At 42.1% G+C, this 23,114-nt stretch carries 22 protein-coding genes, 1 tRNA gene and 1 pseudogene; 18 read left to right on the top strand and 6 right to left on the bottom strand.

All coding sequences use genetic code 11. The features are described 5' to 3' along the window. The first annotated feature begins 4 nt into the window (after positions 1–4). The 6 genes from AC5ELV_RS02780 to nspC all read left to right on the top strand — a co-directional run bounded on the left by AC5ELV_RS02780 (position 5) and on the right by nspC (position 7,246). Positions 5–1,318 carry a hypothetical protein gene (locus tag AC5ELV_RS02780; protein WP_493429034.1) on the top strand — a complete coding sequence of 438 codons (1,314 nt, stop codon included), beginning with the start codon at positions 5–7 and terminating at the stop codon, positions 1,316–1,318. Between the two features lie 155 nt (positions 1,319–1,473). Beyond that, positions 1,474–2,097 (top strand): SMI1/KNR4 family protein, encoded by a 624-nt coding sequence (locus AC5ELV_RS02775; RefSeq protein ID WP_493429033.1) that lies wholly within the window; start codon positions 1,474–1,476, stop codon positions 2,095–2,097. Positions 2,098–2,277: 180 nt separating this feature from the next. Continuing rightward, positions 2,278–4,158, top strand: a complete 1,881-nt coding sequence (gene htpG / locus AC5ELV_RS02770) for a molecular chaperone HtpG (protein WP_493429032.1) — start codon at positions 2,278–2,280, stop codon at positions 4,156–4,158. A 156-nt stretch (positions 4,159–4,314) separates the two neighbouring features. Further along, a complete protein-coding gene (locus tag AC5ELV_RS02765; RefSeq protein ID WP_493429031.1) occupies positions 4,315–4,584 on the top strand; it encodes a bacteriocin immunity protein in 270 nt (89 codons plus the stop codon). Positions 4,585–4,898: 314 nt separating this feature from the next. Continuing rightward, positions 4,899–6,098, top strand: coding sequence for a saccharopine dehydrogenase family protein (locus AC5ELV_RS02760; protein WP_013309649.1), 1,200 nt, complete (start codon positions 4,899–4,901; stop codon positions 6,096–6,098). An 8-nt stretch (positions 6,099–6,106) separates the two neighbouring features. Next, on the top strand, positions 6,107–7,246 hold the full coding sequence (gene nspC / locus AC5ELV_RS02755; protein ID WP_029516665.1) for a carboxynorspermidine decarboxylase: 1,140 nt from the start codon (positions 6,107–6,109) through the stop codon (positions 7,244–7,246). A gap of 198 nt (positions 7,247–7,444) precedes the next feature. Here the strand turns inward: nspC and AC5ELV_RS02750 are convergent, their stop codons facing one another. Continuing rightward, positions 7,445–7,942 (bottom strand): hypothetical protein, encoded by a 498-nt coding sequence (locus AC5ELV_RS02750; RefSeq protein ID WP_493429030.1) that lies wholly within the window; start codon positions 7,940–7,942, stop codon positions 7,445–7,447. A 317-nt stretch (positions 7,943–8,259) separates the two neighbouring features. After that, complete coding sequence (locus AC5ELV_RS02745; protein ID WP_493429029.1) at positions 8,260–8,772, bottom strand: hypothetical protein; 513 nt, start codon at positions 8,770–8,772, stop codon at positions 8,260–8,262. A 301-nt stretch (positions 8,773–9,073) separates the two neighbouring features. Here AC5ELV_RS02745 and AC5ELV_RS02740 point away from each other — a divergent pair, with 301 nt between their 5' ends. After that, the gene (locus tag AC5ELV_RS02740) at positions 9,074–9,589 is read left to right on the top strand and encodes a hypothetical protein (protein WP_493429028.1); all 516 of its coding nucleotides are present in this window, start codon (positions 9,074–9,076) and stop codon (positions 9,587–9,589) included. 70 nt (positions 9,590–9,659) lie between these two features. Further along, positions 9,660–10,178, top strand: coding sequence for a GNAT family N-acetyltransferase (locus AC5ELV_RS02735; protein ID WP_493429027.1), 519 nt, complete (start codon positions 9,660–9,662; stop codon positions 10,176–10,178). A 13-nt stretch (positions 10,179–10,191) separates the two neighbouring features. Here the strand turns inward: AC5ELV_RS02735 and AC5ELV_RS02730 are convergent, their stop codons facing one another. Then, positions 10,192–10,632, bottom strand: coding sequence for a GNAT family N-acetyltransferase (locus AC5ELV_RS02730; protein ID WP_493429026.1), 441 nt, complete (start codon positions 10,630–10,632; stop codon positions 10,192–10,194). A 376-nt stretch (positions 10,633–11,008) separates the two neighbouring features. On the opposite strand from AC5ELV_RS02730, the gene AC5ELV_RS02725 reads away from it, so the two are divergent. Further along, positions 11,009–11,093 (top strand) — tRNA-Leu (locus AC5ELV_RS02725). Positions 11,094–11,186: 93 nt separating this feature from the next. Here the strand turns inward: AC5ELV_RS02725 and AC5ELV_RS02720 are convergent. After that, positions 11,187–11,717, bottom strand: a complete 531-nt coding sequence (locus AC5ELV_RS02720) for an NAD(P)H-dependent oxidoreductase (RefSeq protein ID WP_493429340.1) — start codon at positions 11,715–11,717, stop codon at positions 11,187–11,189. 197 nt (positions 11,718–11,914) lie between these two features. Here AC5ELV_RS02720 and AC5ELV_RS02715 point away from each other — a divergent pair, with 197 nt between their 5' ends. Continuing rightward, the gene (locus AC5ELV_RS02715) at positions 11,915–12,271 is read left to right on the top strand and encodes a winged helix-turn-helix transcriptional regulator (RefSeq protein ID WP_493429025.1); all 357 of its coding nucleotides are present in this window, start codon (positions 11,915–11,917) and stop codon (positions 12,269–12,271) included. Between the two features lie 140 nt (positions 12,272–12,411). Then, positions 12,412–13,593 carry an enoyl-ACP reductase FabV gene (gene fabV / locus AC5ELV_RS02710; protein WP_341071873.1) on the top strand — a complete coding sequence of 394 codons (1,182 nt, stop codon included), beginning with the start codon at positions 12,412–12,414 and terminating at the stop codon, positions 13,591–13,593. A gap of 114 nt (positions 13,594–13,707) precedes the next feature. Here fabV and AC5ELV_RS02705 read toward each other — a convergent pair whose 3' ends face one another. Further along, the gene (locus tag AC5ELV_RS02705) at positions 13,708–13,911 is read right to left on the bottom strand and encodes a hypothetical protein (RefSeq protein WP_075154015.1); all 204 of its coding nucleotides are present in this window, start codon (positions 13,909–13,911) and stop codon (positions 13,708–13,710) included. Between the two features lie 168 nt (positions 13,912–14,079). Between AC5ELV_RS02705 and AC5ELV_RS02700 the strand changes: the two genes are divergently transcribed. From AC5ELV_RS02700 to AC5ELV_RS02690, 3 genes and pseudogenes are all read left to right on the top strand, one after another. Further along, positions 14,080–15,231 carry a sn-glycerol-1-phosphate dehydrogenase gene (locus AC5ELV_RS02700; protein WP_493429024.1) on the top strand — a complete coding sequence of 384 codons (1,152 nt, stop codon included), beginning with the start codon at positions 14,080–14,082 and terminating at the stop codon, positions 15,229–15,231. A gap of 197 nt (positions 15,232–15,428) precedes the next feature. Beyond that, positions 15,429–16,535: a GntR family transcriptional regulator gene (locus AC5ELV_RS02695; protein ID WP_493429023.1), complete on the top strand. Its 1,107-nt coding sequence runs from the start codon at positions 15,429–15,431 to the stop codon at positions 16,533–16,535. Positions 16,536–16,850: 315 nt separating this feature from the next. Further along, positions 16,851–17,436, top strand: a pseudogene (locus AC5ELV_RS02690) (FGGY-family carbohydrate kinase); the annotation flags it as partial. 205 nt (positions 17,437–17,641) lie between these two features. Here AC5ELV_RS02690 and AC5ELV_RS02685 read toward each other — a convergent pair. Then, the gene (locus AC5ELV_RS02685) at positions 17,642–18,226 is read right to left on the bottom strand and encodes a helix-turn-helix domain-containing protein (protein ID WP_007429779.1); all 585 of its coding nucleotides are present in this window, start codon (positions 18,224–18,226) and stop codon (positions 17,642–17,644) included. A 546-nt stretch (positions 18,227–18,772) separates the two neighbouring features. On the opposite strand from AC5ELV_RS02685, the gene AC5ELV_RS02680 reads away from it, so the two are divergent. From AC5ELV_RS02680 to AC5ELV_RS02665, 4 genes are all read left to right on the top strand, one after another. Next, a complete protein-coding gene (locus tag AC5ELV_RS02680) occupies positions 18,773–20,671 on the top strand; it encodes a 3'-5' exonuclease (RefSeq protein ID WP_493429022.1) in 1,899 nt (632 codons plus the stop codon). A gap of 286 nt (positions 20,672–20,957) precedes the next feature. Further along, on the top strand, positions 20,958–22,094 hold the full coding sequence (locus tag AC5ELV_RS02675) for a polysaccharide deacetylase family protein (RefSeq protein WP_493429021.1): 1,137 nt from the start codon (positions 20,958–20,960) through the stop codon (positions 22,092–22,094). Between the two features lie 210 nt (positions 22,095–22,304). Beyond that, complete coding sequence (locus AC5ELV_RS02670) at positions 22,305–22,730, top strand: phage holin family protein (RefSeq protein ID WP_013309678.1); 426 nt, start codon at positions 22,305–22,307, stop codon at positions 22,728–22,730. Between the two features lie 80 nt (positions 22,731–22,810). Further along, positions 22,811–23,098 (top strand): Dabb family protein, encoded by a 288-nt coding sequence (locus AC5ELV_RS02665; protein WP_013309679.1) that lies wholly within the window; start codon positions 22,811–22,813, stop codon positions 23,096–23,098. The last annotated feature ends 16 nt before the right edge of the window (positions 23,099–23,114 follow it).

Raw genomic sequence — 23,114 nt, 5'->3', positions numbered from 1 at the left:
GCAAATGAGTTGGTTGAATCATGAAATGGCAGCAAAGTGGCGACAGGAAGGAAAAAGGTATGCTGCAGATGTGAATGAATTTGTCAGAGTCGGCATGGAAAGTGAATGGCAGCAGGAGCAATCAGAGCCAAAGCAGGACGAACGCCCCAAGATGGCCAAAGATATTTTTCGTATGATTCAGGAGGCGAATCAGGCGGGTGAAATAGAGCAGTTACGTCGAGAGATTCCGGCGGCGTCTTGGCCGCTTACACCAGCGTTCGAGGAATCTTTGCAGGCCGTTAGGCCGATAGCTTTTATAAATGGAGGCAATGAAGTCATTCTACATGCGGGCAATCCTCGGGAACGTGGGACGATCTATGTGGCGGGAAAAGATAGAATCTTGCAAATCCCCGGACTGCATCGAGTAGGTTGTTCGCCGGACGGGACTTATTTTGCGTTAGTGGATGGACAGGGGATTCGTATTGTTCGTCAACCGGACCGAAATCTGCAAGGAGAAGAGACCGCACATTTTCAGTGGAAGGATATACAAGGACACTTAAAAGCATCCATTCCTGATTTGGAGTGCTTGGGAGATGAGGAGCATCCTGAAGATATATTAGATGAAGTAATTCCGTTGGGTGATGGACAGCGACTTCTGCTGGTATGCGGTTACGGCGTTTATTTGCTGGCTGGTGATCAGGTGGATTTGGTCCATCCCAAGGCGTCTGAACGAAGAGAACTAGGGCTGGAAGATACGATTGTGGATATGGCCCATGGAGCTGTGTCGAGGGATGGACGCTGGATCGCTTACGGCAGCCAGATGAGTGAGCATATGCTTATGGATCTGTCCGATAAGACGGTGCATACATTGGAGCCAAATTCTAGTTATCCGCATTATGCTCTATTTTCCAAAGATGATTTGGATGTCTGGTACAATGCCTGTCATTTCTACAACGGCGCCACCATTCAAGTGTCGATTGCTGAGGTGGAGCAGGGTCTTGCTCAGAATAAGGAAGAATGGCCGATGATGAATGAAGAAATGCGAGTATACGCTGCAACAGCGCTGACACAAGGATCTATTTTGGGTGATGCCTACGGTTATCTCCGTCTGATTGACAGGAAGGGTTCCGAACTTTGGCGCTATTTTGTCGGCAGTACGATATCAGGGCTGACAGTTACACCCGATGAAGGCATGTTGGCGGTTGGAACGTATGGCGGTATGCTACATTTGATTGATTTGCAGAGCGGCACGAAGGACGAATATAGCATTGGCACCGCACCAATTCACGAGACAGCGCGTTGGGTGATCTGGCGGAACTATGAGCCATTGCGCTGGTAATACTAATATTCCGCAAATGGTGATAAAAGCAAGTTCTGATAAGCTGAACTTAAAAAGTGTAGTAACACATGATTACAATGCTATTTTCAGATAGAGGGCATTTGGCATTAACCCATGATGCAAAATGTGAATAGAGAGGAAAGAGGTGTGAGGACATGGACAAGAAAGCGGATATTCGTACATCCATGAAGGAACTATTTGCTCAGATGGATGAAGCCTTTTTTATGGATGTGGAAGAAAATGTACCGATTGAAATGCGTGATGGGAATGTCGACGAGGAGGGATGGATCAAGTGGAAGCCTCTCCCTTCACAGATTACTGAACAGGAAGTTCGGGAGATGGAGGAAAAATACCATTTTGAGCTGCCGCCCCTGCTAAGGAGTTTTATCATGTCCTACCATTATGTATCTTTACAATTCGATAATGAATCCATTCCGGGAGTATACTGGAGCGATTGTACGTTTGTTGAGTTTCCACGTCTGCCTGTAGGTCGGGGCTTAAAGGCATTTTATGATTTGCTCGATCAGTGGTCACCTCTGCTGTCAGCAGGCTACATTCCTTTTGCAATAGCAGAGGACGATCAGGGTCCCGTTTGTTTAAATGCAGGCAGCAGACATAAGGACGGCGATTATCCTATTGTTTGGTTCTTTCATGAGGATCTACAGCATTTGGATGAGGATGAGCTACGGATTAGAAGTAATCTGCTTCCCCATGTACAGGGGCTGTTTCCCTCTTCTATCGAAATGTTTAACGTGATGTTTAAGCACATTAGACACTAGCGATTTCCTAAAATGTAATTTTACTGCTCAGCCAACCGAGATATTGACATAAAAAATGAGGAATGTTATAAAAAAGGTAGGCTAGCACTCGAAAGATGGGAGTGCTAACAAAGTAGAATCGTTTGCATAGCTCATATCTGCTGGCCTTACATAGGTTCATATCTGAAAGGAGATATCCGAATGGAGAAAAAACAGTTTCAGGCTGAGTCCAAGCGTCTGCTCGAAATGATGATTAACTCGATTTACACGCAAAAGGAAATTTTCCTAAGAGAGCTGATCTCCAATGCAAGTGATGCGATTGACAAAATTTATTACAAAGCATTGACGGATGATCAACTGGTCTTTGACAAAGAAAATTATTATATCAAAGTCACTGCCGATAAGGATAACAGAACGCTAACCCTGCGTGATACCGGGATTGGTATGACCAAGGAAGAACTAGAAAATAACCTGGGTGTTATTGCTAAAAGCGGCTCGCTGGCATTCAAAAATGAAAATGAATCCAAGGATGGTCATGACATCATCGGTCAATTCGGTGTCGGTTTCTACTCAGCTTTCATGGTAGCAGATGTGGTTACAGTGACTACCAAGGCTTTGGGAAGCGATACTGCATATAAATGGGAATCCACAGGTGCAGACGGGTATACCATTGAGGAAGCTGAAAAGGACGAGGTCGGAACCGAGATAGTTCTGAAAATCAAGGCAAACACCGAAGATGAGTCCTACGACGAATATTTGGACGAGTATCGTTTAAAAGCACTGATTAAAAAATACTCCGACTTTATCCGCTATCCGATTAAAATGGATATTACAGGCAAGCGCCTGAAAGAGGGAAGCGACAACGAGTTCGAGGATTACGAAGAAGAGCAGCGTATCAACAGCATGGTTCCTATCTGGAGAAAAAACAAAAGCGAGCTGACCGACGAGGATTATCAAAATTTCTATGCGGAAAAACGCTATGGCTACGACAAGCCGCTCCAGCATATCCACGTCAGTGCAGACGGTGCGGTAGTGTACCAAGCTATTTTGTTTATTCCTGAGAATATCCCGTTTGATTTCTATTCCAAGGAATATGAAAAAGGGCTGGAGTTGTATGCCAACGGTGTGCTGATTATGGAAAAATCTCCTGACCTGCTGCCGGATTATTTTAGCTTTGTCAAAGGTATGGTTGACTCCGAAAGCCTGTCACTCAACATTTCCAGAGAAATGCTGCAGCATGACCGTCAGCTGAAGCTGATTGCCAAAAATATCGAAAGCAAAATCAAAGGCCAATTACTGACCTTGCTCAAAAATGACCGGGAGAAATATGATCAATTCTACAAATCATTTGGCAGACAATTGAAATTTGGTGTCTACAACGATTACGGCAGACATAAAGAAACTCTGCAGGATCTGCTCATGTTCTACTCTTCTACAGAGAAAAAGCAGGTTACTTTGGACGAATACGTATCGCGTATGCCAGAGGATCAGAAGTATATCTATTATGCTTCCGGCGAGTCCAACGAGCGTATTGAAAAACTGCCGCAAACCGAAATGGTGGCCGATAAAGGATACGAAATTCTGTACTTCACCGATGATATTGATGAGTTCGCTATTAAAATGCTCTTAAGCTACAAAGAGAAAGAATTCAAATCTGTATCGAGCGGCGATCTGGGCATTGAGCCTGACGAGAACGAGAAAGAAACAGAAGCAGAACAAAACGACAACAAAGAGCTGTTCGAGTACATGAAGGGCTTGCTGGAAGGCAAGGTATCTAGTGTTAAAGCCTCTAAGCGCTTGAAGACACATCCAGTATGTCTATCCGCAGACGGCGAAGTGACGATTGAGATGGAGAAAATCTTGAACGCTATGCCTAATAACGCCGATGTTAAAGCGAATAAAGTGCTGGAAATCAACGTAAATCATGCGGTGTTCAACTCTTTGAAAGAAGCTTTTGCCGAGAATAAGGAGAAAGTAAACCTCTATACGGCATTACTGTATAATCAGGCTTTGTTGATCGAAGGCTTGCCGCTGCAAGATCCGGTTGAATTCACGAACGATATTTGCAAAATCATGGTTTAACAAGCATTATTAATGTATAGAGCCGTTCCCGTCCTGGGGGCGGCTTTATTTATCATAAACGCTTCTTAAAGCTTCATAATAGATCATATAGCGCTTACAGAAGAAGGGATGGGCCCACACATTGCCGATCATACTCAATTAAAGGAGGGCAAATATATGAGCTTGGATCAAGCCAACCAGGAACTCCAAAATTTAGACCGTTTAGAACGAAGTGAGCTTATACAGTTGGTGGAAAAAATCATCAGAGGTGAGGGAACAGAAGAGGAAATCGACAGTATGCTGACCATAGTGATGCAAAATACGCCCCATCCGGGGATCAGTGATATGATCTACTGGGATGACCGTGACTTGAGTGCGGCAGAGATCGTAGATGAGGCATTACGTTATCAGCCCATTATTTTACCACCCCATGAATCTTCTTCATAGGATGCGGAGGGGTGGTCTTTTGTTTAGAAATAAGATAATATTAATTCTTTAGGGCTATGAGCATTATATACAAAAAAACTTCCGGTAAGGGTGTGCTGACTTCCCTGGAGTGTTGGGGTAATGTTTGTTTTCTGCTCACTTTACGGAGTTTTTATGCCTAATTTTGGGTTTTGTAAAGTTTTTGTGACATATTCCTGTGAATTTTGATACAGCAAATTGTCGTTTTTCTTGATTATTTGGTGGGATGTCTTTATAATCATTTTGTTTGCAAGAATGATTAGCGATTAGCGTATGGAATAAGGAGGTTATTTATTTTGGGAAAAGCATTGATTATTGGCGCCGGTGGCGTGGCCAGCGTTGTGGTGCATAAATGTTGCCAAAACCCAGATGTATTTGAAGAAATTTGTATCGCGAGCAGAACTGTTGAGAAATGCGATGCGCTTAAAGAGAAGCTGGGTGGAGGTCGTACGAAGATACAAACGGCTCAGCTTGATGCTGACAACACCGACATGGTCATTGACTTGATTCGAAGCTTTCAACCGGATGTAGTTATCAATGTGGCTCTCCCTTATCAGGATTTGACGATAATGGATGCTTGCCTTGAGACAGGTGTTCATTACGTTGATACGGCGAACTATGAACCGCCGGATACGCCGAAGTTTGAATACAGCTGGCAATGGGCCTACAAAGAAAGATTCGAAAAAGCAGGAATTACAGCTCTGCTGGGCAGTGGTTTTGATCCAGGCGTGACTGGAGTATTTACAGCTTATGCTCAAAAGCACTACTTTGATGAAATTCATACGATTGATATTGTGGATGCGAATGCAGGGGACCACGGATATCCTTTTGCAACTAATTTTAATCCGGAAATCAATATTCGTGAAATTACGGCGAAGGGTCGTTACTTTGAAAACGGAGAATGGATTGAAACTGAGCCACTTTCTGAGAAAAAGGTATACGATCTTCCTGAAATTGGACCGAAAAATATATATCTTTTGTACCATGAAGAACTGGAATCTCTTGCAGTGAATATTAAAGGAGTGAAAAAAATCCGCTTCTGGATGACCTTCTCGGACAATTATCTGAATCATTTGAATGTACTTCAAAACGTAGGCATGACTTCGATCGAGCCTATTGATTACGAAGGACAACAAATCATTCCACTGCAATTCCTGAAAGCTATTTTGCCAGACCCGGCTTCTTTGGGACCAAGAACAAAAGGCAAAACGAACATTGGTTGCATCATCCAAGGAGTGAAAGATGGAAAACCAAAAACGTATTATGTTTACAATGTTTGTGATCATGAGGAATGTTATGCAGAGGTTGGCTCCCAAGCCATTTCTTACACAACTGGTGTTCCTGCCATGATCGGCGCAATGCTTATCATCAAAGGTATCTGGAAAAAACCAGGGGTTTACAACGTTGAGGAATTTGATCCAGATCCATTTATGGAAGCACTAAATAAACACGGATTGCCATGGCAAGAGAACTTTACGCCAACGTTGCTTGATTGAGGTCTGCGATGAATATTGATATTACAGGACTTCCATCACCTTGTTATCTTGTTGACGAAAGACTTCTTGTCAAAAACCTTGAGGTTTTAAATTCTGTTCAAGAGCGGACAGGCTGCAGTATTTTGCTCGCTCTTAAGGGATTTTCGATGTTCTCGACCTTTCCTCTGGTTGGCAAATACCTAAAAGGCGTAACCTCCAGTTCCTTGTTCGAGGCAAGACTTGGTCGCGAAAAAATGGACAAAGAGGTTCACGTATACGCACCTGCTTATGTTGACAGTGAATTTGATGAGCTATTGGAGTATGTTGACCATATTGTTTTCAACTCTTTTGATCAATTGAAACGCTACAAAAGCAGAGTGCAAGGCGTAACTTCCAAAAAAATCGACATCGGCATTCGGGTGAATCCGGAATATTCGGAAATCGAAACGCCGTTGTATGATCCTTGCTACAACAACTCCAGAATGGGTGTGACTCTGGCTAACTTTAGACCTGAGGATCTGGATGGAGTGGACGGTATTCATTTTCATACGATGTGTGAACAGAATTCAGATACGCTGGAGCGTACCATTAAAGTCGTGGATGAGAAATTCGGGCCATACATTAAGAACATGAAATGGCTCAATTTCGGCGGCGGTCACCATATTACCAGAGAAGACTATGATCTGGACACGCTGGTACGCTGTATTCAATATTTCCAGGATAAATATGGTGTGCAGGTTTATTTGGAGCCGGGCGAAGCTATTGCTTTGAATACTGGATATCTGGTTGCTACTGTATTGGATACGATGAAAAACGGAATGGATATTGCCATTCTGGATACTTCGGCTGAATGTCATATGCCTGACGTGCTGGCTATGCCATATCGCCCGAATATCATTGATGCAGGCAAGCCTGGTGAGTATGCACATACTTACAGACTTGGTGGACTTACGTGCTTGGCTGGAGATGTGATTGGAGACTATTCCTTTAAAGAGCCATTGAAGCCGGGAGACAAGCTTGTATTCTGCGACATGGCCCATTACACGATGGTCAAAAACCACATGTTCAACGGAGTCAACCTGCCAGCGATCGCCAGCTACAACGATGAAGAAGGCATTAAGGTAATTCGTCAGTTCTCCTACGAGGACTTTAGCTCACGTTTGTCATAAGACAAGGGTAATGTGAAATAACAGAGTGTACCAATTGCATGATCTTAAAAAAGAGCCTAGCTCCTTAAAAAAGGGGTTAGGCTCTTGGTGTAGTTAGAGTTTTTTGATTTTTGTACGCGCCTTTTGTATGTATCCAACACAACAGCAGGCAGTAAATAATAATTTAACTATTTGGAAAGTTACATAAATTTATTTAGGCTACCTTATAACTTCAGTAGAGATTTTATAGTAAAATACGTTTCCTCCATATTGAAGTCCTGGTACATCGACAGCTAGGTAGTATTCCTTACCTTTTTCAAGATTAGCATTTAAAGAATATTGGGCGTTTTTTGAACGTTTAATTCGTGTACCATTACTATCGTAAAGAGTTAGTTCCATCCAAGAATCAGGGTATTTGTTGCCTTCAATTATAAACTGAACTTCGTTCGATCTAAAAGCCTTAATTTTAAATACATCGTAGGCTTCCCAGCCTCCTTGAACCTCTTTACCAAGGGTTCCGATGACAGCATCACCTATAAAAAAATAGTTAGCTTGTTCAAAACTATCATTTGGCTCCTGTTCATTATATTCAAGTACAGAGGTTAGAGTTGATTCCTTTGCTACTGGTACAGGATTTGCTTCTTCGGCTAAAGCGACACTGGCAGTAGTACTCAGCATAAGTGTAAGACCTAATGAAGCTATCAATGTTTTTTTCATGAATAAACAACCTCTCTTCTTTGGGCTTATATTCATTTACATTAGTATTTATATATTATTCACTAGCTATACGATACACAACAAAAGAAATAGTTATATTGATTAAATATAATAAAATTGTTTCAAGGTGAAGATTTTTCTAAGGTGAAAAAGTATAAACGAACCACAAGCACGAAGGAGGTATGAACGTAAACCATCCGTTCTTCTACGAGGATATAGCTGCATTTGTCGTAAGATAATAGGTGTTCAAAGATGTAAAAACGTGGCCCTTATAAAAAGGATCACGTTTTTGTTCTCCTGTCAATTGGCTGTTTGATCTATTTGATCGTGGAAGTAACTCTGTAGTCGAACAATTGACCAATCTCAGCATTGGTTGCTTCTACTAACAAGTAGTAAGTTTCTCCAGCTTTAAGATTTAAACCTAAACTGTATTGACGATCTTCTGCACTTCTTTTGATGCTTCCTTTGTTATCAGCCACACTAAGCATCATCCATGCTTTGGGATATATTTCTCCTTGAATGTTAAATTCATAAAATCCAGACCGAGGAGCTGTAAACTTATAATAATCGCCAAAGTCATAATAGCCTGCATATCCTCCAGGAATTTTTCTTCCTAAGCTCCCATAGATATCGATTCCATCCCCTACTGTTATTTCGCTGGTAACTTCATCAAACCAGTTATTAGGCTCTACGTCGGGGTACCATGAAGATGAAGAAATCTGGATAGGTTCCTTTTGTAGTGTGGGTGTTGCTTCTTGAGCAGATGCAACGGCGGTGGATGTGCTTAATAGAAGTGCAAGACCTAGTGTAGAAAAGACTGCCTTTTTCATTTAATAATCTCTTCCCTTCTTTTATTTTGGGATTTATATGAATATGTATAACCAATCCCATCCAGTATTATATAGTATATTCCAATATATTGGAATATAAAAAGGATAATAATCAAAAAAATATATTTTTTTGTTACAATTATGTGTTTTTACAAATATATTCACTAAACTTCGACATAGGAATCGACCAACTTACTGTATACTATAAAATCCCATCTTAATATGCTTTAGTGAAAAGGGGTATCTTATTTTGGAAGTAACAGGTGTTATGTTATACTCCATAATTGGAGGTGAAAAATACATGTTCGACCCGACCGTTTTTGATAATTTAAAAGTGGCTATGGAAAATACAGTTTACGATCTGGATAATTTGGATTCACGTATTGACATTACACAGCGGATCGACAGATTGGAAATGTCTGTGATGTCACGTGAATTTGCTGTCCAATTCAGACTGAGAGAACACCCGAGTGTGACAGCAGAGATTCAACTAAAGGCAGATTTAAACAACTTGGCTGCGGAAATTTTGGAAATCAAAGATCAAATTCCGGGATGTGTCTTGTTGCTGAGTTTTTACATGGAAATTCGTGATATTGAGTCACAATGCAGCCGGATTGAAAATATACTGACCGAAATTTGGAAGCCCGATCTTCGGCCTTTACAAACGCTTAGTCAGATTTACGGAGAGAAGACATCTACATATCAAAACAGGATTGAACTCCGATTTTCCAGACAAATTAACGAAGATCAGATGGAAGACATTCCAGAGCTGTTGGAACACATATTGCTGACGCTTATGGAATTAAACAAGGTCTAAAGGGTTAGGACCCTAATGTAAATGACATTAGTAGACCATCAAGTTAACGTTAGAGGAGTTGAAAGTATAAATGAATGAACTTGAATTCTCTCAAGTATATGCGATTATGGAGGCTTCTTTTCCTGAAACGGAATGCAGGACATTCGAGTCCCAGAGGGCTCTTCTTCATCATCCGTGTTATCGTTTACTTACCAAAAAAGACGAACAAGGGCAAACAATTGTTTTTTTGGCGGGCTGGGAGTTTACAGATTTTCGGTTTGTAGAGCATATTGCCGTAGATTCGGCTATACGGGGTGGCGGGTTAGGTAAAGAGCTTATGAGCAAGTTTATTTCACAGTCCGGTAAACCGGTAGTACTGGAGGTTGAGCCACCAGGGGACGAATGGACACGGAGAAGGATTGGTTTTTACGAACGTTTGGGATTTCATCTGAACCATTTTGACTATGTACAGCCCCCTTTAAGAGAAGGACAGGCTGATCTGCGGCTTCAAATTATGAGCTATCCAAGTACGCTGGCTGAACAGGATTTTGCTCCGTTTAAAGAGATTTTATATACCGAGGTCTATGGGTTAAATAAGAAGACTGTATAGCTAAAGGTCTTCATTATCGTTCATGTTTTGTCCATATCATCACAAATTCCTTCTCGTCAGTTTCAGCATCCACTGATTCTGCCTGAATGGTAAAACCATTTTTAGTATAAAAGTTAAATGCTTTCGTGTTCGACCGGTATACCTTTAATTGAATTTCATTATGTTGCTTCTTGATCCAATCTAGTAGCAACTTGCCATAGCCTTTCCTTTGAGAATCAACACGTATAAACAGAGCCGCCAGGTATCCATCCAACATGGAAACGAAGCCGCCAATGCTATGATCATCTTGTATGATAACGTAGTTTTGAGCGAGAGGAAGGTACCTGTTTTCCATCTCGGTAACTTGTGATGCCCAATACTGCGGAGCAATAGAATGATGGGCTTCCATGGAAGCATCTAGCCAGATGGCTGCCAACTCGTTGAGCTCTTCCACATTTGCGGGTCTAATCGACATCGTGTCTCCTCTTTCACAGTGCAGTATGTAATCTTATAAATGATGTTGAAATAAAAAAGACCGTCCGAGGACGGTCTTTTTACCCGTGGCGCTTAATTAAAGCTTTGATCCGTATCCCGCGCCTCCGTCAACTCTGTAAATTAGAGAATAACGGACCGGGTAAGGGATACGCTCAACATGTGATTATTGATGTTGACGCACCTCCTTTCCTGATGAACCCATTTTACCATATCTGGTTTGTGATATCCAGTGATTTTCTTATATTTACGGGAATGATTCATAGAAAATATAATATAAAAATAGCTTGATTTTATGTTCTATGGAAGATATAATCTAAATTACCGTGATTGAAAATATCGGTGTGAGTACATAATATGCGGTCGTGGCGGAATTGGCAGACGCGCACGGTTCAGGTCCGTGTGGGCTAACCCCCCGTGGAGGTTCGAGTCCTCTCGACCGCATCATTGCCTAACATTTACAGGTTCTTGGATTGGCTGGATGCCACCAAGAGCCTGTTTTTATATGGTAAAGATGCGTGTACTATTATAACTATTTTATTTATACTGAAATATATATTTAATATAGTCCTTTGCACTCTGATTAATGTCTTCGTCGCTTGCTTGAAACGAGGCTCCAAAGACAGCGAAAAAGGGTAATGTTATGGCGCCAACATGGACTGCGCTTGCTTTAAAAGGTGCTATAACTTCATCTGCAGTAAAAGAAACGGAACCAGTAGGTAAGTAATTTTCTTTTTTATCGCCAATAGACATGGCTATCCCTAGCTTCTTTCCTTTTAACTTATAACCTTGTGAACCATAAGCCCATCCGTGAGTAAAAACATCATCAAACCACTTTTTTAATAAAGGTGGGTAACTATACCAATATAAAGGGAATTGGAATATGATATTACTATGTGTTTCAAGTAACTTTTGTTCTTTCAAAACATCAATGCTCCAGTTTGGATACTCTTTATAGATCTCATGAATTGTAATTTCATTGGTATATTGAAGTAATTCTCGTTTCCATCTGTTATTTACTCTAGAATCTTCAATATTGGGATGAGCTAAAATCACAAGAGTTTTCATCATAAATCACCTTTCTTACGTAACATATTTGCCTTTGTAGATGCTCTATTATTATTCTGTATGCTTCAAAAAAAGTAAATACACACAATAAAGTAAGATAGTTACTTGAAAGTGTGCATTGGACTTAGAGTGAAGATATGCAATTATAGATTTAATTAGATAACCTTTGTTATTTTTAGCGTTGAAGAGGTGACACTATGAAACAATATAATTTAGGCATAGAAGCAACACTTGAGATCATCGGAGGTAAATGGAAATCATTAATCATATGTTTATTAATGTCTGGTAGAAAAAGGACAAGTGAATTACAGCGTAGTATTCCGGGCATTTCTCAAAAGGTTCTTATACAGCAACTTCGCGAACTTGAAAAGGATGGTATCATAGGTAGACATGTGTATAATCAAATGCCTCCAAAAGTGGAGTATTATATAACGGAATATGGAATTACAGCAAATGAAATTATTGACTTAATGTGTTCTTGGGGAAGAGTTAATATCAAAATAAGACAACAGCAAGGAGAAGATGTGATGTTGTTAGAAAATGATTCAAAATGAATAGTGTTTACGGCGGTTTCCTTTGACCGCCTTCAAGTGCTATGTTATGTGTTGAGCCGCAAGCTGATTTGCTATATAGTTATGACTGGACAACCATTCCATCCATATTAAATGAATGCCAAAGTAGGGGGACCCTTGCAATGATTATTAAACCGAAAATTCGTGGTTTCATATGTACGACTGCACATCCTGCAGGATGCGCAGCTCATGTTAACCGTCAGATCAACTACATTAAAGACAGCACATCAATACAAGGAGCTAAAAAGGTACTTGTGATCGGAGCATCTACTGGATATGGACTGGCTTCTCGTATTGCTGCGAGTTTCGGTCTAGGAGCTGATACCATAGGGGTATCCTATGAACGTCCCGCATCAGAGGGGCGCACGGCTTCAGCAGGCTGGTATAATACAGTAGCCTTTGAAAGAGCGGCCAGAGCAGCTGGCTACATAGCAGAAAGCATTAATGGAGATGCTTTTTCTCATGAAATTAAGCAGGAGACATTGAAGCTGGTAAAGGAAAAGCTGGGCAAGGTAGACCTGATTGTGTATAGTGTCGCTTCACCGCGACGGACACATCCCGATACGGGTGAAACCTTTAATTCCGTTCTCAAGCCTATCGGACAGTCTTTTTCTAATAAAACAGTGAATACGAATACAGGTGTCGTATCAGAAATTACGCTGGAACCGGCTACGCAGGAGGAAATTGAGAACACCATCACGGTAATGGGTGGCGAAGATTGGTCCTTGTGGTTAAAAGCGTTGGAAGAAGCCGATCTGCTGGCTGAAGGGGTAACCACACTGGCTTACTCGTATATTGGTCCCGAAATTACGGAGGCTATCTATCGTAAAGGAACCATTGGCCAAGCTAAAAATGATTTGGAAGCTACAGCACATACTCTAACAAAGCAACTGGAACGTTATCATGGGAAAGCCTACGTTTCTGTGAATAAAGCTTTGGTTACACAATCCAGTTCGGCTATTCCAGTCGTACCATTGTATATTTCTTTGCTGTTTAAGGTCATGAAAGAAAAGGGACTGCACGAGGGTTGTATTGAGCAGGCACAACGTCTGTTTGAGACGCTATACAGTGGGTCCACTGTGGAAACGGATGAAGAAGGACGCATTCGTCTGGATAACTGGGAAATGAGAGACGATGTACAGCAGGCTGTCAAAGCAGCTTGGTCCGAAATCACTACAGAAAATGTATCTGAATTGGGCGATCTCGAACAATACCGTCTGGATTTCCTCCAATTATTTGGATTCGGGTTTGATGAAATTGATTATGAATTAGACGTTAATCCAGAGGTAGACACGACTTCATAAGTAAATATGTGTAAAATAGAAACGGGTACTCTCAAGCGATGCAATTGGCTTAAGAGACCCGTTTTTTTATGTATTCTAGCAAAATACAAGTTGCACTCGTTTCACTAACAGCATTTATCGAGAATTAGACGTGGAAAGCGACTTACGATGCAGCAAGCGAAAAACGGCAATGGTAATGATAATCCCCGCAATGCCAAAGACTGCAACAGAAGTCAGGGCCCGATAAGCTTGCCAGCCGAACAAAAAAGCAATACCACTGCCAAATGTTGTACCTGCCAGTAACCCAAGTGCACAGGCAATATCTGTTCCAAATTTCATAAACATGTTCCTTTCGAATGTATAAATTAAAAAGCAACTTGTACTTTTTCTCTGGACTTGGACACACACTTGTGCGTACAATTAAATAGTAATCGTTTTCAAACGAAATCTATTAATTATTATGGAGCATTCTTGTGCAAATTATTCCTTTTTCAGGAGGCTGATGAAATGAATATGAATGAACAGATCAAGCTGTGGAACGAAGAGGCGCAGGCTAGTAACGCTGATCATCCTCACCGAAAGGTTGAATTGTTTATTGAGGTACGGGATGGAGCACTAGACTCTGTTGCTCCTTATCTGAATCAAAAGGATTATCGTCATGTAACCCTGGTAGAAGATGAGCATACTTCGGTGGCGGCAGGAACAAAAGTGGCTGAGCTGATCCGTGAAGCAGGTTTGACAGTTGATGTAGTCCGCTTACCTCCGAATGCTGTAGGGGATGTGATTGCTGATGAAACCTACATTATGAAGGTGCTGCTGGGTGTGGCGGATAAGAGTCAGGCTGTACTTGCTGTAGGCTCCGGCACGATTCATGATCTGGTTCGCTTCGTATGTTATAAAATGAATCGTCCGTTCTTGTCAGTACCGACGGCTGCTTCGGTGGATGGTTTTACCTCCGCAGGCGCACCACTGATTGTGGACGGCAGCAAGCAGACGTTCCAAGCAGTTCCGCCAGAGGCGATCTTTGCTGATTTGTCCGTGCTGGAAAATGCGCCACAGACGATGACTGCCGCAGGTTTTGGCGATATGCTCGGTAAGTTCACCTCACTAGCGGACTGGCATGTATCCAGAGATTTGGGAAACGAGCCATATTCACCTGTGGCTAATCGCATTACTGAGGAGGCTCTGCGTGCCTGTGTAGAGCATGTCGATGAGATTGCGGCAGGCAGCAAGGCTGGTGTGGAGGTATTGATGAATGCGCTGATTGCATCCGGTATTTCGATGCTGATGATAGATCACTCTCGTCCAGCGTCAGGGGGAGAGCACCATATTTCCCACCGAATTGAAATGGATTTTATTGCAGAGGGACGCAAGCAAGTTTTGCATGGTGCCAAAGTAGGCGTAGCATCCGCATTGCTGTCTGACCTGTACAGGGATTTAGCAGCCAGCCAGGATGTAGAGGCTTTTAAGGTGTATCGGGCTTTGCCTACGTCGGAGCAGATGCGTGCATGGCTGGCTCAGGTCGGAGGCCCATCTACCATTGCCGAGCTGGGAGTTACGGAGGAACAGCTCGCTCGTGCATTGCGCACCGCTCATACCTTGCGTGATCGCTATACAGGACTTAAGTATATGAATGAACATCAATTACTTCGTTCGTAATGTGCAACATCTACGCAAATTGTCCTTAGATATTCAGCCAATCTTGTGTGGCAAGGAAGGGATAAGCGAATGGGTTTACACCTCCGGCAGCAATACGAGGATATCCTGCTCCTGCAACATTTGTATGTACAAATGAACGGTATGCTATAATCGTGGAATATGAACAGGTACACGATATTTCGAGTACGGAGGAAATTATGGCGCCCAAATATATACAAGTTAAACAGGAAATTTTGTCCTGGATTCATTCGTCCAAACTGGAACCACAAAGCCAGCTTCCATCTGAGCATGAAATGTCTGAACAATTTGCCGTTAGTCGGCAAACGGTGCGTCAGGCGCTGGGTGAGCTGGTGCAGGAAGGATGGCTATTTCGAATGCAGGGCAAGGGAACCTTTGTCGCGACACGTGACAGTAAACAGCCCGAAGATCCAAAGATTATTGGAGTCATTACAACCTATATTTCGGATTATATTTTCCCATCCATTGTACAGGGAATTGAATCCAAATTGAGTCGCCAGGGATACAAGATGCTGCTGTCAAGCACAGGTAATGACCCTGAGCAAGAAAGTCAGTGCTTGGAAATGCTGTTGAGTCAACCGCTGAGCGGAATTATTATTGAACCGACGAAAAGTGGAGAGCGTAACCCCAATCTGAGCTATTATTTAACCGTGGAAAATCGCCTAATCCCTTATTTGATGATCAATGCGCGTTATGAGGAAATGGATGCGCCCTGTCTGCGAGTAGATGATGAGAAGGGTGGTTTTTTGGCGGCAGAGCATCTGATTAAGCTGGGGCACCGACGCTTGGCCGGATTTTTCAAAACCGATGATATGCAGGGGATTCTTCGTATGAAGGGATTTGTAGCCGCTCACCGTAAATATGGAGTGACATTACATCCGAATGCAGTAACGACTTACCGGACTGAAGAAAAAAATGAGATTCCGCTACAACGTGCGTCGGAGCTATTGGCGATAGAGACGGGAGAGCGTCCTACTGGATGGGTGACCTACAATGATGAGTTGGCTGTTCGACTTCTGGATATAGTACGTTCGGCGGGTCTGAATATTCCCCATGATCTATCGCTGGTTGGGTTTGATGATTCATTTTTGGCGACAGCAACAGAAATCAAGCTAACGACAATTCGGCATCCAAAGGAAGAATTGGGGTTACGTGCTGCCGATACCATGCTGTCGATGATTGAAGAGAAGGGGTACCATGAAGAAGATCGTCAGTTAATTCTATCGCCTGAGCTCATCGTTCGTGAATCTACGGGGCCTGTCCAGGCAATGCCTGGAGAACACTAGGCTGGGAGATCAGTCGTTTTTATTACTTAACATGTAGGGACAAGTTAGTAAGTATACAGCTTTAACGCTTCATATTTGATGGGCATATCTCTCGCCATACCGAACAGTCTGTTTTCTGGATTGCAGAAATAGGCTGTTTTTACTACGTTTTTTCTGAGAATGAGTACATAAATCTATCGAAAAATACATAAAAAAGGACTGGCTAAGTTGTACGTACAATCTTATAATAAAAGCGGAACCAAGGATAAAGGGTCGTTACGACCCGCCTGTAATTTTTCATTTGAGGCTGGTTTCAGTCACCTCCTCCATTGCAGATATAAGCCGGGGGAAACCGGGTTGCTGGCGCTGGATTGGTGGAACGGTAACCGTTCTCTATTGGTTGACACCAACTTGACGGGACTGATTGTCGGATATACGTTGCTGACAAAGCCAGAGGAAGTGTACTGTACATTGCTGGAAGCAACTGCGTTCGGAACACGTAAAATTATCGATGCATTCCATCATAACGGCGTGCCAGTAGGCGTATTGTATCGTGAAGTTGATTGCCGCAGAAAAATCAACTGCTGCTGCAAATTTATGCCGACGTAACCGGACGGGAAATTAAGGTTGCAGCTCCACCCAAACTCCTGCGCTGGGTGCGGCCATGTTTGCAGCAGTGGCTACGGGAGCTGAAGATAGAGGGTACGACGATATCGTCAAAGCAGCGCGTCATATGGCACGTGTACGGGACGGGAGCTTCAAGCCGATCCCTGAGAACGCGGCCGTGTATGATAAGCTGTACGAGGAATACAGCCGTCTTCACGACTACTTGGGACGTGGAGGCAACCCGGTGATGAAAAAGCTGAAGTCCATCAAGGAAGAAGCCGGACGTTCAACTGAAACGGCAAGCATCCATTCTTAAGAAGCTGACAAAATATAAGCAAGAAGTATTTAAAGCTCTGTTATCTAAAAAGCACAGTACGCCGAGGAATCGGCAGACTGTGCTTTTTGCATTTTATATTCTGTGAAATTACATGATGTGAAAGTCTCAGCGAATGAAAGATGGTAATGCGTTCCTTTCAAAGACTTTCATGAAAATTACAATCATTTCTCTTTTACGGACATTTTTACTTTTTCAGCATGGCATCAGCAAACAAAATGGATTTTGGAATACGGAAAAACTGTTCCGCCTGATCCTGGAAGGTTTGCGAAGGAACGGTACCCTGATGCAACCATTTCCGAAATGTACCGGGGTGAACGCCAATCCAATGACTCACATCGGTCACCGAAATATCATGTACCATGCATAGACCCGCCAAAATCCGATTTTTAACCGGAGAACGAGTCACAGTCCGTTTCATAAAACGGGACGGCGCTGGTTGACAGATGAGTGGTGAACGCCGGACAACCTCTTCATTAAATAGAATATGGTGCGGATAACCAAGTGTATTACACGTCTTTTCCAGATTAGTGTTGCCGGGAATACGACCTTCATATACCCACGCACTGACACTACGGGAGGAAATGGAAAGCTCCTCGGCAAGTTGGGACAGTTTAATGTCATTAGCCATCAAAACGGCAAGCAAAACGCGATTGCGCACTTGACAGCGTGTTGGTTTACGAAAACGTTTGACACGCACGCCTTTTCCCAAATATTTGCGATTGATCAGAGACCACGCCTGAATGGAATGTTTATCTTGTTGTTTAGGCATATACCCTCCGATTTTTTTAAACACATACTACTATACCCGAAGGGGGGTTTGCAAGTGACTCCTCTCCTGATTTTCTTTTAATCCCATGGGCTTAACCGGTTTATGGAAAATAAGGTCCATTTGGCCTATAAAAATGGAAGTTTAAGGTGTCGATATATTAAAATGTGACATTATTAATGGAAATGGAGGTAATATGTTCTTCTCTTACGATTCTAAGGATTACAGAGAGAAATATATAGTTTTAATTCGGCCCTCCTCGCTATTCCGCATGGGTAAAATAGACTGCAATTTTATATGGAGGGGCGGATATAATAAGCTGGTTAGCATCGCGAAGTCCCTATGCTTCGCGGCTTCTGCGAGTAGTCATGTCCGCAGAGGCTTCATGTCAAATCGCTCTACCAACCTATCAAACGTGTCATTAACCACCAAGTATAGCGAAGAGCCTTAATTCGCTCTTTGGGAGATATTTGATATACTATATATGTAAAATGATGTTGAAATCTATACATTACTGTGGAAGAACCACGAAATGGAGAGACAGGACACATGGCCTATATGGTACCGGAGTATATACCGAAGAAGGCGACAGCAGGAGAACGACTTCTGTTTGAAACCTTAAAGAGGTATTTACCTAGTGATTACATTATTTATTATGAACCGGAAATTCGGGGAAGACGACCTGATTTTGTTATTATCGGTCCGGATATTGGACTCATTGTTCTTGAAGTAAAAGATTATACAAAAAGCACGTTGCATCAAATTAATCAGGACGAATGGATGCTGCATACCTCAGCCGGTGAGACACGAACGGTGAAAAGTCCTCTCAAACAGGCACGGGACAATGCCCGACTTATTTCGGACCAATTGAAAAAAGATAAAGACTTACTTCAAGGTCTATCTGGTTATCTAAAGTTTTCCTATGGATACGGTACGGTATTTACACGTTTGAAGCAAGAGGATTTCATTAAATTAGGACTATACAATGTCATAGATCCTTCTTTTGTGTTGTGTAGAGATGAGATTGATACAGATGATGATGGATTTTCAAATGAAACATTAATGGAAAAGCTGTTTGGTATGTTCACGATTCAAAGCAAACGTCGTTATACGCTTACAGATGAGGATATTCAGGCTATCCGATTTCATTTATTTCCTGAAGTACGGATTAGCGCAGAGTTCAAAGAACCTGTACCTTATCAGGATCAGTTGCTACTATCTCTTCATAACATCAAAACCATGGATCTCCACCAAGAGAATATGGCTAAGCAATTGGGAGACAGACATCGTCTTATTCGTGGCGTAGCAGGTAGTGGAAAAACGTTGGTTCTTGTCAGTCGAGCTAAAATGCTGGCTCAAGCGCATCCTGATTGGAAAATTCTTGTTCTTTGCTATGGTATTCCCCTATCTCGCACTCTTAAACAGTGGATCTACCAAAAAATGATGGAGTCAGAAGATTTATTTAATTTTGATAATACAGAATGTGAATGGGCGCCTTCAAATGTTGAAGTATATAACTTTCATGAATGGCTTGGTAGTCATATGCGGATCAAGGACAATGGGATACCTGAGTTATTAGAGAAATTGAACAAATTTGAAGCTATTGTTCCCATCTACGATGCCATACTCATTGATGAAGGACAGGACTTTGAACCAGAATGGTTGCGTTTAGTCAGTCATTGTCTCAATCCTGATACGGAGTCCCTACTGTTAGTAGAGGATCGGGCACAATCTATCTTTAAAAGGAAGAATAGCCTTGCACAAGAAACGGGTTTGGATTTTCGAGGGAGATCGAAAATCCTTTCTATTAACTATCGAAATACCGCCCAAATTGTACGGTTTGCTTGGGACTTTTATCGCAGCCATTCACAACTACAAAACAAGGTTCAAAGCGGGTCACTCGAAGGAGTAGAAATTATTCCCCCACAGTCAACAAAGCGCAAGGGACCTGAACCTATCTTCCGCAGATGCCGAAATATTTGTGATGAGATGGATTTTATTATTGAAACTATTACATTTCTTCGTCAAGAAAAGGCTATTCCGCTTAATGATATAGCTATCTTATATAGGGTGCAGAACAATTATAAACTTTCTTATATTAATGAGATCAGAAGCAGCTTAGAGAAGCATCAGGTACCTTATACTTGGATGACTGAAAGCCGTGAATCCAAACGTAATTTTATAAGAGAAGAAGAGACAGTAAAAATATCTACTCTCGACAGTGCTAAAGGTCTGGATTTTCGTGCTGTCTTTATTGTGGCGATTGAGAACATGCCATTTAAGAGAGAAGAGATTGAAGAAAGAGAGGTCTCTCTCCTATATATTGGCATGACCCGTGCGCTTGAGTGGTTGTTTCTTACATATAGCGGAGATTCCAAATATACCTTGTATCTGGATGAGATGCATAAGAGGAAAACTAAGAATATCGCACCCGAGCAATTAGGGTAAGGAGTCTCCAATTTATTCACAACTTTGTAACCTTCTCTGGCAGGGGGATTGCGAGATTGTTTTTAAATTGTTTTACTATATTTACCTACTATAGTCTGGTAATCTAGTAATATATATAGGGGGAACGAAAAGACGTCAGGTTCAGTCGGTTCATATGCGTTTATGTTCTATATGTTGAGTGAATGTCTATATTGCCATGTCTATATCGTCATGTCTGTATAACTTCATAGACAAGCTAGAGATAGCTCCCGCACATTATAAAATACAGCACAGGATGGTGTAATGAATGAAGCTTTTAAATGCAAAGTGGATGGCTGTATGTTTGATGGCAATCTGTTGTTTGGGTTTGCTAGGTATACATACGAATACGGCGAGTGCACAAGCGAAGGCTCCTTTATTAGGGGTCAATGATGTGTTACTAGATTCGAATACAATTCAGCCCGTAATGAAAAATGATAAGTTGTATGTTCCTATCGTTACATTAGGGCAAAAGATGGGGATTTCTACTTCGGCCAACGGAAATACATTGGTACTGACTGGACATAATCGCAGCTTTATGCTGGATTTAAACAAGGGGGATGTGTTCGAGCATGAAGGACGTACAATGGTGCCAATTCGCACTTTGACCGATGCGTTTGGCTTCACTATTACGCTTCCAACAAGTAATCTGTATCGAATTCAGAACGCAAATGCTAGTTTGTCTGATGCTCAGTTCTTGAATACATTCGAGGCAGAAATTAAACAGTATGCAGCTGTCAAACCGGGCAAAGCCGGCAATACAGGCAACAAGGGAACTGCCTCATCATCCAGCCGTACAATTTATTTGAGCTTCGATGATGGCCCAACGGCGCATACGTCGCAGCTGCTGGATATTTTAGATAAATATAATGCGAAGGCTACTTTCTTCATGCTGGGACCTGAGATTCGTCAACATAGCGCAGTGATGAAGAGAATGGTAGACGCAGGGCATGGTTTGGGCCTCCATGGGATGACGCATCAGGTGAAGAAAATCTATGCATCCCCGGCAGCAGCATTAGCAGAAATGAATCAGGATAACGAAATTTTATTTAAGGCTACAGGGAAACGCACTTCTTTGATTCGTACACCTTATGGCAGCAAACCCTATTTGAAGAAAGCGTACCGTGATCAACTGACGGGTGCAGGCTATCATATTTGGGACTGGAATATCGATTCCAATGATTGGCGTTATACTAAAAATCCACAGCATTTTGTACAGACTGTCCTAAGTGATATAAAGAGATTGAAAAAGCAAGGCAGAACACCAGTTGTTCTTATGCATGATAAGCCATCTACGATCAAGGTGCTTCCACAAATCATGGCTGCTTTGCAGAAAGAAGGCTATTCGTTCGAGCCGTTGAATGATAACATGACTCCGCTTAATTTTTGGAATGATCATCGTTAATTGAATAGCATGAAAGAAAAAAAGACACCTTTTCAACCATTTATATAGTGGCTTGGAAGGTGTCTTTTTGTTGTATTTGCTCGAAAATGTGAAGTTTGCAGCATGCTTTATATGAATCTATGAATTCATGTCTATGCACAGGTCATATGACTTTACGGGTTTCCACGTCGCTGCATATATTACAGTAACCGCCCCGAGAGGAGGAGAGGTATGAATATTAATCCGAGTATGTTTAGTATGATTTGTGCTACCGCAGGAGCCCTTATTACGTTTGCCTTTGGCGGCTGGAATCAGCTAATGGTGCTATTCACGGTTGCAATGGCTGTTGATTATGTGACTGGAGTCGCCGCAGCAATTAAGACTGGGCAAGGTTTAAGCAGTAAAGCCGGCTTTTGGGGGCTGGCGAGAAAGGCTTTAATGCTAATGGTGATTTCTTTGGCGCATCATGTGGACCTCCTGATGGGTACCGAAATCATGAAAGGGGCGGCGACGTATTTTTATTTATCCAATGAATTAATCTCTATTACGGAAAACTGTTCACGAATGGGTCTGCCGCTCCCACCGAAGCTCAAGAATTTTTTTGCCCTATTAAAGGACAAGGAGTCTGATGGTAAAAATGGTGGAAAAGATCGCTAGAATTACAAAGTTTCTTTCCGTATGTGGGGCGTTATGATAAAATTTTCAAGAGAACATTTTAAGATAAGGAGCCTATACGCATGATTAAACATATTGTTTTGTTCAAATTGAAAGACCGCTCCCCCGAAAGCATTGAGCACACAGCATCCATTTTGCGCAGCATGAACGGCAAAATCAAAGAGCTGCTGTCACTCGAAGTAGGTACGGATGTGATTCGTTCGGAACGTTCTTATGATATTTCCCTTACCGCTGTTGTCGAAACACTGGAGGATTTGCAAACGTATCAGGTACACCCTGTGCACCAGGAAATTATTGTACACATGAATGAAGTGAAGGATGTATCTATCGCAGTTGATTATGAAATCTAAAGCGGTACTGGAGGTG

The organism is Paenibacillus sp. NMA1017 (genome assembly GCF_058895805.1).
Note: the sequence above shows the minus strand (reverse complement) of the source record. Positions and strands in the feature narration are given on the sequence as shown.